Here is a 12454-nt window from a genome sequence, read left to right as displayed (position 1 = left end):
TCCATTAAGGAGATGATCATTTATGCAAGACTTGAAGGACAAAACGATTAAGGAACTCGCAAAAGATTGCCGTACAGTTGAAGATGTACATGAAATGCTGAAGAATTTATTTAAGGATACGATCCAGCAGTTGTTTGAAGCGGAGATGGATGATCATTTAGGCTACAGCAAACATAGCTCTGACGGCGACAATACGGGAAATAGCCGCAATGGATACAGTAAAAAGACAATCAAAACGAAGTTTGGTAATACCGAACTTAACGTCCCCCGTGATCGAAACAGTGAGTTCGAGCCTCAGATTGTTAAAAAACATGAAACGAGTGTTAACGGCTTAGAGGAACAGATTATCGGTCTGTATGCTAAAGGAATGTCAACTCGTGACATTGAGGACCACATGAAGGATTTGTATGGCATTGATGTGTCTCCTACAATGATCAGTAAGGTTACCGATAAGATCATGCCACTGGTGTCTGAGTGGCAGTCCAGACCGCTTGAAAGGGTCTATCCTATCGTGTTTTTAGATGCGATTCATTTCAAGGTTCGTCAGGACAACCGCATCATCAATAAGGCGGCATACAGCGTTCTGGGCATCAATATGGCGGGGCAGAAGGATATTCTTGGCATTTGGATCGGAGAGCATGAGAGTGCCAGCTTCTGGTTGAACGTATGTACGGAGTTAAAAAGCCGCGGCGTTGAAGATATACTTATCGCTTGTAAAGATGGTCTAGCTGGCTTTTCCGAGGCTATTCATGCTGCATTTCCTCGAACGCAGATTCAATTGTGCGTCATTCATCAGATTCGCAACTCTATGAAATACGTTCCCTTCAAGGAAGAGCGTGCAGTCTTGGCTGATTTGAAAAAAGTGTATCAAGCTCTTACGCTAGAAGAGGCTGAAACTGCTTTCGCTGCTTTCAAGGAGAAGTGGGGCAAGAAGTACCCTATCATTATTCGCTCTTGGGAGAATAACTGGATTGAACTAACGGCTTATTTCAGCTATCCGGCGGAAATACGAAAAATGATCTACACGACCAATATTATCGAAGGTTATCATCGTCAACTTCGAAAGGTAACCAAAACAAAAACGGCTTATCCGTCAGACGATGCTTTGCGGAAGATCATCTATCTTGCCACAATCGATGCATCCAAAAAATGGACTATGCCGCTTCGAAGTTGGAAAGAATGTATATCACAGCTTGCCATCCATTTCGGAGACCGGTTGCAAGCGGAATTGTCTGCATAACGCTCACTTTTGAGCCAGGCTTGACATGGAGCCTCTGCGGGCATGATTCCTTGCGCTCGGGCGATACCTCCTAAACTCGTATCGCCATGGCTATTGAGCCTATCATGCCCGCCCCTCCATGTAAAGCCTTCCTGAGTTACTTTGATTTTGGTAAAACCCATTTACACAAAAAAAATTACACTCCCCGTCAAACAATTCTCCAAGGTGCTACATGTCAGGATTTTTGCGCAAGAGTCGAGTTATTCTTAATAGCTTAACAACATTATTGTCTTAGGAAATGTTAATTTCTGATACTTTTCCATCCATCTTGTCAATCAATAATCCGTGAACTTGAACATCAGATGGCATCAACGGATGTTGGCGAATCATATTGACACTTTTCTGTATGCCTTCAGTTGAAGTTTTGCTGCCCTCTAGCCATTCACTTAACTTGATTCCTGGGAATTCTGGCGTGCAATGTTCAAAATGATAATGGATTGTTCGTAATTTCTCTTTTAATTCTTCGTTTCCATATATTTTTTTAAGTAATTCTTGTCTTTCTGCTTTATTGACCGAGTCACCTTTTTTCCCGACTACAAAAATTTCCTTAACTTTTTCTTCATATACAGCAATTATTATGTCTCGCATCGCATCACAAAAATGTTGTGAAATAACTGGCCCATCTATTTGTAGGATCAACATGCTATCCGGATGGATATTGACCGTCTGATGTAATAACAATTCCATATTATCTTCCATTCCGATCACAAATAATACTTTCTTGTTTTCAACTGAATTCATAGGATAACCTCCCTTGTTTTGGGGATTTAGACCAATGAACAGAACAATTTTGAACAGAACCAGCCGTACAACGAACCTGATTTGTATATTGCCGTCAGTATTCTTTATAATAATTTATTTGTTAAATCATCCGAGAGCCGAAAGACCATGATTCGTTCTCCGGTTCTTGTGCTAATGTCGGTATGAAAATTCACGACTTCAAGACCGGTAATATTCAAAATAATCTCTTTAAGATCCTCGATACCTGATTCAACCAAACTTGTTCGGGTGTTTTTTATAGATAAAATCCCTTCTTTATCTTTACAAAGGGAGTATTCTGCCGGGGTAAGTATCCCGCGCAAAGTAACAATAATCATATCCCGTAAAATATCGGATTTAACCGTTAGAGAACCGCGTCCAAGATACTCTTTTTCCCAATGAGTTAAAGCTCTGCTTACTTCAGCTTCAATCATACCTTTTGATTTATTCATATCGTTTCTCCCCACTAACTATAAGTACATATTGGCAATCACATGTTTAATTACCAAGTATTCCAGTATCCCTTTGGATCCAAATTTGCAAGTCGTACCCATCCGTTTTGAACCTTTTGACGGAACGTATGATCATGATCCAGCAACCGCTTCACATCCTCCTGGGGTGCTTCGATGAGAACCAGCAAACGCAGAGAAGGATGATAGAACTCTTGATCCGATTTCATCACAGACTGCCAAGGAAGTCCAGTCAACAAGTCGCTCGCATTTCCTTGCATGACGCCGATTCCGGCGGTGACGGTTTGAGTTGCCTTATTTCCACTACCATAATAATGCGGCGCTACGGTAGACGCATAATATTGAAGGTTTATCCATTGAGCCACCGTCGCCGGCCCGGCAATAATGTTCGCAAGCAGCGTACCATCATGATCCTTCTGCCAGTCATAATTGTGTAGAAAAACTCTTCCTTCCAAATTGCACTCCTTAGTAAGCCGGCGACTTCCAATGATAAATGCAGCGTTTCGTGCGAGTCCCCATTCAGGGCGCAGTTCACTCCAATCTTCCGCAAAACGTTGCATCTCGGTCGTCGCCTTACCAAATTGAGGCGCGAGATTGGGCAATTTCGACAATTGCTCTTTATTTACACGTTCCGTAACCTTTGGCAATACTGCACAAATTCGGTCAAATGCATGTTGGGCCGCTTTTGAGAGTTTGGGAACATATACCCAACGTAATTCATTAATGGTCGTGATATGCTCGGCAGCCACGAATACTGTCTCTTCCGGAATTACAATCCCGTTGTGTGCCAAGGTATTCCTTACGTTTGGAAGGTTACACAAGCTGGCTAGAACTCGTGCGTTAAAACGGCCCGATGCCCCTCCACATGCACCGCAGTCTAACGAGGAAGCATACGGATTGTTGGTGCTGTGGCTACCATGACCGCAAATCACTACTAATGGAGCAAAGTGATCGGTTAGCCCCATCATTTTCAGCGCTTGCCGGGCGTAATGCACCTTCTCTTCTTCAGAAAAACCAACCGGGAGTTCCGTTTCCGATTGCTCATAATCCAACGACAGCTCTGTAGAAGGTTTACGTAGCCATGCTTGTCGAATCTGTTGGAATACGCGACCTGCTTCCCGCGGGAAAAGACTGCGCCCCAACATCTGGAGACTAAGCCATGGACCGCTTACCTCCGGCAACAATAAGCTTGTAAGCAGGTTTTGTTTCATCATTTGAAACGTATGCTTAAGTGAGTTTACCGACTGCAGACGTTGTAGATATCGATTGGATTCAAATTCAGAAGCAAGCTCCTTTACTTTGCACTGCGGTTCGAGAATAACCGGTAAGGAGAAATGGCCATGTTTGCTCCCAAGTTCAACCGTCTCAATAGGCAATCCGAAAAAACCGGCAACTCCATACGTGGCAAAAGGACCTTCTTTTTCAAGTGCGCGCCGAAAAGGCTCTGAACGTGTATCAATACAAAAAGCAAATTGTGCCATTACAGACTTTACATCGTTTGATACACATGGTTTCGATGAGATCTTTGCTTTCAGTTGCTCCTCGTATGTTTGTTCCCACGCTTCCAGCCAAATCCGTCTTCGGAGTATATCATCAAAACGATACGCAAGACTCAGACGCGCTTTTTGCTCCGAAGAAGACAACGCCGACCATTCTTCAATGGACAAGTCCCCCCAATGAACCCACGCCGCGATCAACGGAACCAGCCTTAATGCATATTCCGATTTTTGCTGAGTTAAAGGCAAATAAGGTTTGATGAATGCTTGTTCCATGGAAATGCGAACAGCCAAATATTCCAATAACAGTGACTTCTCTTCGGTAGATTGCTGTGAACGCCAAAGCATCATTCCCGCCCATCCTGGTAAAGAAAGCAGATGGGCCTCAAGATACCTCTGTATGAGTGGCTGGGAAATTTCAAGCGCCGACAGAGCCTCCAATAAAGCTTCGTGTGCCTCTTGCGGACATTTACTTAATTGCTTGCGTTGCGATGGACGAAGTGCCGGATCGTACTGAACAAGGCGGCGCCAGGAGCGAAAGAAACCTTCCTTGCGATTGGGCATGGACCAGGCTGCCTGAGACTCGTCTAGGTACAATTTACACCATTTAATTACGTGGTGATCCAGATAGCTGGCCACATTGACGCCTTGTTGCCGTTCCACATGAAAACTCAAGGTTTGCATCGGTTGTTCCTCAAAAAACTGAAATGTCAGATGGCTCAGTTTCTTCGCCAAGACCGTTAATTCCGGTGCTTCTAGAACTTGGGCAGGCAGATTATCCAACCGAAGCGCGGCGCGACAAAATTTCTCAACGACTTCTCTTGGCAAATCAAGAGACTGTGAATCAAGCCAATGTCGGAAATTTGTTTCAAGATATTCCGGATCAATTTCCCCTCGATTCTTCGCGTCCTTCAGAATAGAAACATTAGGATATATATCTACATCGCAAACGGCTTTGAACCAACGTGCGACCTGTTCGAATGATTGCTCTTCCATCCCCGCCCAGGGATGACGGGCCGCAAATACTGAGATCGGTCCCAAGGGTGCGATGACTCGACTTGCAGACTTAACCAAATCGTGAATAGCGGGTTTAGAATCGGGAATCAGACCTTGATCAAATTGATCCGTTATTGCCGCTACCTCTTCCAATTCTGATTGTTCGAGTAATGTTAATGATTCGATCATTTCTTATTCCCTCCTTTAGACATACTCAAAACAAGAAACTTTGGATGGCTTTCGACCGAATTGGGATGAGGTTCACTCAATCGTACGAGCCATAGATACAACGCAGCAAAAGAGGTGGAAGAATGATGGCGAGTTGACCAAAAAACAACAGCATTGCCGGATAGTAAAATAAATAGAACCAAAATGAGCAATGTTGCAGACGGAAGTACTACTTCCGAAACGGCTCCATGCAATAGATCCTTGAAAGCTGCATGGATGATGTTAAAAACGATTGTCACTCCAGCTATTAGAGAAAAGCCAACAATTCGCCCAATATGCCCGTGCCCCGAAGTCACAAGCTGTGTCCATGCAATCGACACGGACCATCCCAGAAGTAGTGCGCTAATTAAGTCATGACCCGTTCCATTGTCATTTATCCAATAACAGAACCCCACTGCCAGACCTAAAAGACCCCCTGCCGTATTCCATATAAGTGGCGAATGGCGGGTTGTAGGATTAGTTCGCTTATAGTGATGAACAACTGAACCTGCCTGCAAAAAAAGGGTGGATTTAAATAGGCCATGTAACACTGCATGAATGATAGCTGCCAAATAAGCACCTAATGCACATTGAATCAGCATGAAGCCCATCTGGGCAATCGTAGAACCGACTAACTGACGTTTATAGTCAACCTGGACCAAAATCATTCCTGTTCCCAGTAAGACGGAAAAACCCGAAAGAACGATCAAAAAGATTTGGGCTAAATCGCCGCTAAATAGCGGTGCGAATCGAGTCAGTAGTATTCCACCGGCATTCACTATACCCGCATGCATCACTGCGGAGACAGGCGTTGGAGCAACGACTGAATCCAGTAACCAGCGTTGAAAAGGGTATTGCGCGGCAGGAATCGCCACTGCGAACACCATCAGTAAATTTATGCCGGTTTTCTCCCACGAGCCAAGGTTCGTTAGACTGTCTTTGGCGAGCACAAAAGATAGCTGCCAGTGTCCAGTCGCTTGTGCGAGCCAGATGATGGCCAACAACATCATCAGCCAACTAAGCGTCAACCATTGCCCGGAACGCGCGATCGCAGTTTTAGCTGCTTGCCACTTTTTATTTAAACTTATGAGCCATGTGATTCCTAACAGAGTGAATCCCCAGAAAACCATAAGCCAACGAAGATCATCGCTTAACCAGGCGACTGAGGCAGAACCTGTAGTGAAGGTGAAGAGCGCAAAATATTTTCTGTAATTACGGTCACCAAGCAAATAACGGATGGAATAACGCTGTATTACAAAACCAATGGTGAGGACAAATAATGCTGTCAACCAAGCCAGGGGATCAAGGTGCCATGGACCATAAATCTTATTCGTTTTTAAAGTAACAAGATTCAACAGCGACATTAAGGGGGATAATCCATATATGCCAACATGGAAACGAACAAATTTTAAGGGAACGCGCGGATGCAGCATAAAAAGCGCGCTAAATAATGAAAGCGAAAGGGTTACAAAAAAGGTTATCGTTAATGAATTAGAATTCAGCAAAGTTAACATCTGACTTCCTCCAATGATCCAGGAAACTGTTTATTCCATCACACACATTTGAATTTTTTCAACAAAAAAACCGACAAATCCAGAATTTAATGGCCGCTTTTAACGCCATTAAATTCCGAAAATTGTCGGTTTACTATCAACTAACCAGTATTGGTTTTTTGAAAAGTCTACCTTGTTTTTTCAAACAAAATAATACCACTTGATTAATGTTCTGTCAAGAACGGAACGCCGTGAATCGTGCTTTCGTTGTGCTGTGATAATGTCACCTTGTAACTGTTCTGAGATAGTGTCACCAAGAGACAGAAGACAGCGACATTGACGAAAGCAGAACTGAAGAAGGCAATTGTGGAGAAGAAGTTCCTTGACGGACAATTGACCAATTCTGAAGGAGCAGCGGCACTTGGGTTGACCCTTTGGCAAGTGATTCGGTTCAGGCGAAGGGGGATCACAGGCGCTGGCACACCGCAATCGGGAATGAAATCCGCAACACGCATTATCGAAAGAACGGGCGGTGGCGTTCTGCGTAGTACTATGGCAATAACAACTGTCATTTTGCAGAGCTTCTGGAGGAGCACAAGTCCATACAACAGAGCCCGTCGAGTGTTCGCCGCATCCTGCTGGAAACGGGGATTAAGCAAGCCAAGCAGCGGCGTAGAAAGAAGGCCCATCAACCGCGCCAGCGTAAATCGCAAGCTAGGTTGCTCTGGCAGATTGTCGCGACGCCTTCGCTTTGCTGGAAGATCGGACACCAGCCTTTACGCTTCATGCTGCTATCGACGATGCGACGCACCGTAGCCGGTGCCGTGTTCCGGCCCATAGTATGCCACTAAGTGTACTCGCTTGTCATGCAGCAGGGCATTCGTAAGTACGGCATCCCTCTGGGCCTCTATAGATCGGCATATCATCATCCTTTCCCCTAACGAGATGCTTGCCGTTGAGCAGGAACTAGCCGGTGAGTCAAATCCGCTCTCCCACTGCCGCAAGGCGATGTCCGACCTCCATATCGAGTACATCAAGGCGATCACCCCGCAGGCTAAGAGCGCGTAGAATGGCTCTGGGTAACGTTCAGGATGACTGGTCATCGAGTTGCGGCAGCTTGGCGTGAAAACACTGAAGAGGCCAACGCGGCACTGCCGAAGCTGCTCTATAAACATAACCCCATCCTTGGAGGAAGGCCTGCAATCCAAAGCAGTTACAGAATTACACAGATTCAACGACCGTCCAAGCCATCTGGCAGTGAATTGAAGACATCACTAAAGTTATTTTCTCAGACGAGTTAGAGTGACATTATCTCAGAATAGGCTTTGATTGTATAAAAAAAAAAACTACGACCGACCAATTGACTAACAAGGATTTCCAAGATCTCCGTCGAAGTATTTAATAGCCATTGCGACGGAGGTTTACATTTATGTCTTTGCCTAAAAATCGAGTTGTGCCCGAAAAGAAAATTTACTTCCGAACGGAATTTCAACATTGCCCTCATTGCGGGACCAAGCTTAAACGCCATCACACCGCTTGGAAGAAAAATATTATTACACTCAGCGGCGTCATCGAGGTATGGAACATGGCGTATCAGTGCCCGAATGACGTCTGCGCTTATCCCAAAACTTACTACAAATCGGTCGAAGCCGATTCACTGTGCATGAAACATACCTCTTACGGTTTCGATGTGCTGGCGTTGGTCGGCCAGTTGAGATTTAAACACCATATGACCATCGGCGAGATTACCGAGGAGCTGAATCGCCGCGGAGTGGCCACTTCCGAGCGCAATTCCCAAAGACTGTACGAACGTTATTTAACTTTACTCCGTGCCAGTGTGACGGATCATGTAAAAACCGTCCTGAAGCAAGTTGTTCAAGACAACGGGGGCATCATGATCTCCATGGACGGCGTTCAACCCGAGAAAGGTAATGAGACGCTGTACGTCATTCGGGAAATCTTCAGCGGTACCATTCTAGCCGCACAAAACCTGAAAAGCGGTTCTGCCGAGGAATTGAAGAAGCTCGTCACCCCGATTATCGAACTGGGCTTTCCGATCATCGGCATCGTGACGGACGGGCAGCAGTCCATCCGGATGGCCATGGAGTCGCTCTTGCCGGATGTTCCTTACCAGTACTGTCAGTACCACTACCTCAAGGACATCGCCAAACCCGTTGTCGATCTGGATCGCAAGCTGAAAACCGGGATCAAGAAAAGCCTTCGCGGGATTCGGGAATTGGAAAAGAAGATCGAGAACGACAATTCGGCCGAGGCCGAAGTCGCCAAAGATTACGTTGCGGCTGTTCGCTCGTTACTTCTTGAAGACGGAAACCCGCCGCTCGACCTACCGGGAATTCGAATTTACGAAAATGCGCAAGCCATTCAGGCCTCCCTGCAAAAATGCCTGGATAAAAAGGGGGATCTCGCTGCTGAAAAACGTTATTCGAATTTTCAGTAAACTTAACGAGTTCCAGCAAGCTTATGAGGAGGTCAAGCGTTGGGCGATCCCTTTGCAACACGTGGCTGATATCCTGAATCCCGAAGTGGATAAAAGCAGCGATTCGGTGCGGTTTCATCTACAGCATTTACTTCAGTGGGTCGAACAAACTTATACCGAAGAGCATGACAAGCCGATGGTCGCCAACTTGATGAGCTATACCAAAGGATTTTGGAAAGGACTGTTCACGTGCTACGATCATCCTCACGTTCCGCGAACCAATAACGATCACGAACGGTTTTTCCGCCAAACGAAGACCCGCCATCGACGCATGACGGGACTGAGGAGTTGGAATGAATATATTCTCCGCAGCGGCGAAGAAGACGGTTTAGAAGCAATCCCGAAAAATATCTTCAAAATACTGAAAGCAAGTACTGTATGTTAATTTGTCAGTCGCAGAAAAAAAAAGCCTCGGAGGGTAGTTTTTGGGCAAGTAGTTCCGATTTTGCCCTAAAAATGAAATGAATATTAGAGGAACATTATTCAACTCCTCAATGCTCCTTGAAAACCGAATACAACCCTATCCGGTACGTTCCCCGCATGGCCTAGAAGGATAGCCGCGTTGCAGGCGCGCCACGACCATTTTGCCGGTTCTTGTTTTTGCATGTCTGGTTAGCGGAACCGTCAGAAAGCGAGCGATTTTGCCCATGCAATCCATAAATGGTGGTTCCATTTAAGGCGAAGACCCATGCGGAGGGATAATGATACTTCCGTCCAGCCACAGTTCAGCGCAATGGGGGCGGCTTGCAGCGATCCTGGAAGAGGTTTGAAGCCTATGAGGACGGCTAACCACTGTCCGCCGGATAGGGTTAATGGAAGAGAAGCAACCAAAACAGAGGCGGAAACAGAGATGCGCACACGCGGTAATGTTTGTCGCGCATCTCTGTTTTTCAGCTTTTCTGGATTATTGGGAGGTTTTTTATGAACCATAAACTCATCCGGTACAGTATGCAAATCGCTATGATAAAACAATTGCTGGCATTATCTTTGATTACCGAAAACGAATTTCATTTGATAAAGAACAAAACGATGCGGGATTACGGCATCATTTCGGACCTTACTTCTTGATTCGCACATTTGTCGGTCCGCCCATCTCTTATTAAACTGATGGCAAGTAAATAAGAATGGAGGACAACACCATGGCTCTCGAAGTAGAAGTAATTAAAGCAAGTAGGAAAATATCCGATCGCAACGCCGGAAAGTTATCGGATGTCCTTCGCGTCGCCCCTTATGCCCGCGTAAGTACCGACACCGAGGAGCAATTGAGCAGCTACAAGTCGCAAGTCGCCTATTACACCGATCTCGTTAGCAAACGAAGCGACTGGGTGCTGGTTGATATTTATGCAGATGAAGCCATTACCGGGACTCAGGTAACGAAGCGAGAGGATTTCCAACGCATGATTAACGATTGTATGGATGGGAAAATTGATATGATCATCACGAAGTCTATCTCCAGGTTTGCAAGAAATACGCTGGACACGTTGAAATACGTCCGTATGCTGAAGGAAAAGAACATCGCCGTACTTTTTGAAGATGAGAATATCAATACGCTGACGATGGACGGCGAATTGTTGCTCGTCATTCTAAGCTCCGTAGCGCAGCAGGAAGTGGAGAACATCTCCGCCAACGTAAAAAAAGGTTTGAAAATGAAAATGAAGCGCGGCGAACTGGTGGGCTTCCAAAGTTGTTTGGGCTATGATTACGATGTGAATACGAAACAGATCACCGTTAATCAAGAAGAAGCCGAAATCGTCCGCTATATTTTTGAACGATATACATCGGGGATCGGCGCTTACGTTATTGCCAAGGAACTGACTGAGGCGGGACATAAGACCAAGTACGGAAGAGTCGAATGGCAGGACACAACCGTTCTTGGTATCATAAAGAATGAGAAGTACAAAGGCGATTTGCTGCAAGGAAAGACATTTACCGTCGATCCCATTTCCAAGAGAAGACTGGACAATTACGGCGAGGAAGATCAGTTTTATGTCAAAAATCATCATGAGCCGATTGTCAGCGAGGAAGTATTTGAGAAGGCGCAGGATATATTGCATCGAAGAGGCGAGAATCGCCGCCGCGGCGCAAAAGGCAAGCGGGACAAGTACAGCAGAAAATTTGCTTTCAGCAGCAAGTTGGAATGTGCTTTCTGCGGAAGCAATCTCTCGCGGCGGAACTGGCACAGCGGAACCCCGCACGAGAAGGTGATTTGGCAGTGCGTGACAGCCACGAAAAAGGGGAAGAAATACTGCCCTCACAGTAAAGCCTTGGAGGAAAAGCTGGTTGAGGGTGCTTTTGTCGAATCATACAAATTGGTGTGCCGCAATAATTCGGACGTGCTGGACGAGCTTATGAAAAGAATGGAATCGGTGTTTAGCGACCAGAATAATCAAAAGCGACTTAACAAAATTAACAGCGACATTCAGGCCATGGAGCAAAAACGTTGCAGACTGATTGATTTGTGCCTGGATGAGAAAATAGACAGGGCTACCTACGAACAGAAGTATGCGGAACTCGATACTTTGCTCACTAAATTGCTCGAAGAAAAGGAACAACTGGAGCAATCCGCACAAGATGAAATTGATTTGGGAAAGCGACTTGAACATTTTCGCAAAGTGCTTCAAACGAATGAGGTACTCACCGCATTCGATCGGAACGTATTCGAAAGCATCGTCGATAAAGTGATTATTGGGGAGAACTCCAATCAGGAAAGTCCCGAGCCGTACAGACTGACCTTCGTCTATAAAACCGGCTTTCATAACAGCATCCAAAGCAAGATGCATAAGCAAAAAAAGCCCTTGCGAAGTGAAAGGGGGAGAGTGCCTTCCTATTCCGAGAACAACACATGTGGAATCTGTGGCTTTGTTGGTGAGGAATGGTACAGATGGTTGAGATTGCATTGGTGGAGCGGGATTGGGGAGTAGTACAGATTGGATGGAAGTGTGAAACAGAGGCAAGGAAATAAGAGAGTTGACTGATTGTTGACAAAAATGGTTGCGAAAATGAATTGCTTTTCTGAGCATCGTCACTAACCTTACACTCGAAAGTTTTTACTTGAGGAAGTTGAAATTATGGAGGCATCCTTACTAGGGGGGACTAGGGAGGTGTCTCTTTTTATGTTATGGAACTGAAAGTTTATATGCTGGAGTGCTACGATAAAAATGCAGTCGAAAAACCCCCTCATATGAAATAAAATGAAAAGGCAAGTCAGTTCTACGCTTGTTGGTGGCATTCAAGATAACACATTCAGACCACTTGAT

Annotated in this window: 10 protein-coding genes and 1 pseudogene; 6 read left to right on the top strand and 5 right to left on the bottom strand. The window is 45.4% G+C overall.

The features are described 5' to 3' along the window. Positions 1-22: 22 nt before the first annotated feature. Entirely contained in the window at positions 23-1240 is a 1218-nt protein-coding gene (locus ACZYR9_RS20235) for an IS256 family transposase (protein ID WP_488980274.1), read from the top strand. A 270-nt stretch (positions 1241-1510) separates the two neighbouring features. On the opposite strand, the gene ACZYR9_RS20230 is transcribed toward ACZYR9_RS20235, so the two are convergent. From ACZYR9_RS20230 to ACZYR9_RS20215, 4 genes are all read right to left on the bottom strand, one after another. Continuing rightward, on the bottom strand, positions 1511-2020 hold the full coding sequence (locus tag ACZYR9_RS20230; protein ID WP_488980273.1) for a carbonic anhydrase: 510 nt from the start codon (positions 2018-2020) through the stop codon (positions 1511-1513). A gap of 104 nt (positions 2021-2124) precedes the next feature. After that, positions 2125-2490, bottom strand: a complete 366-nt coding sequence (locus ACZYR9_RS20225) for a Na-translocating system protein MpsC family protein (protein ID WP_488980272.1) — start codon at positions 2488-2490, stop codon at positions 2125-2127. A 50-nt stretch (positions 2491-2540) separates the two neighbouring features. Further along, positions 2541-5189 (bottom strand): DUF2309 domain-containing protein, encoded by a 2649-nt coding sequence (locus ACZYR9_RS20220; RefSeq protein ID WP_488980271.1) that lies wholly within the window; start codon positions 5187-5189, stop codon positions 2541-2543. Continuing rightward, on the bottom strand, positions 5186-6721 hold the full coding sequence (locus tag ACZYR9_RS20215) for an NADH dehydrogenase subunit 5 (protein WP_488980270.1): 1536 nt from the start codon (positions 6719-6721) through the stop codon (positions 5186-5188). Before ACZYR9_RS20215 ends, ACZYR9_RS20220 begins: the two co-directional genes overlap by 4 nt. A 315-nt stretch (positions 6722-7036) precedes the next feature. On the opposite strand from ACZYR9_RS20215, the pseudogene ACZYR9_RS20210 reads away from it, so the two are divergent. The 3 genes and pseudogenes from ACZYR9_RS20210 to ACZYR9_RS20200 form a co-directional block, all read left to right on the top strand. Then, positions 7037-7878, top strand: a pseudogene (locus ACZYR9_RS20210) (transposase family protein); the annotation flags it as partial. A gap of 251 nt (positions 7879-8129) precedes the next feature. Further along, positions 8130-9158 carry an Ogr/Delta-like zinc finger protein gene (locus tag ACZYR9_RS20205; RefSeq protein ID WP_488980269.1) on the top strand — a complete coding sequence of 343 codons (1029 nt, stop codon included), beginning with the start codon at positions 8130-8132 and terminating at the stop codon, positions 9156-9158. Between the two features lie 61 nt (positions 9159-9219). After that, complete coding sequence (locus tag ACZYR9_RS20200; protein WP_488980330.1) at positions 9220-9582, top strand: IS66 family transposase; 363 nt, start codon at positions 9220-9222, stop codon at positions 9580-9582. Between the two features lie 239 nt (positions 9583-9821). Here ACZYR9_RS20200 and ACZYR9_RS20195 read toward each other — a convergent pair whose 3' ends face one another. Continuing rightward, complete coding sequence (locus ACZYR9_RS20195) at positions 9822-10127, bottom strand: hypothetical protein (protein ID WP_430031112.1); 306 nt, start codon at positions 10125-10127, stop codon at positions 9822-9824. On the opposite strand from ACZYR9_RS20195, the gene ACZYR9_RS20190 reads away from it, so the two are divergent. Together ACZYR9_RS20190 and ACZYR9_RS20185 are read left to right on the top strand one after the other, a co-directional pair. Next, the gene (locus tag ACZYR9_RS20190; protein ID WP_036628241.1) at positions 10119-10265 is read left to right on the top strand and encodes a hypothetical protein; all 147 of its coding nucleotides are present in this window, start codon (positions 10119-10121) and stop codon (positions 10263-10265) included. The two genes, ACZYR9_RS20195 and ACZYR9_RS20190, sit on opposite strands and share 9 nt — an antisense overlap. 71 nt (positions 10266-10336) lie before the next feature. Further along, positions 10337-12118, top strand: coding sequence for a recombinase family protein (locus ACZYR9_RS20185; protein ID WP_488980268.1), 1782 nt, complete (start codon positions 10337-10339; stop codon positions 12116-12118). Positions 12119-12454 lie beyond the last annotated feature (336 nt).

This window comes from Paenibacillus sp. F024 (genome assembly GCF_057814255.1).
Note: the sequence above shows the minus strand (reverse complement) of the source record. Positions and strands in the feature narration are given on the sequence as shown.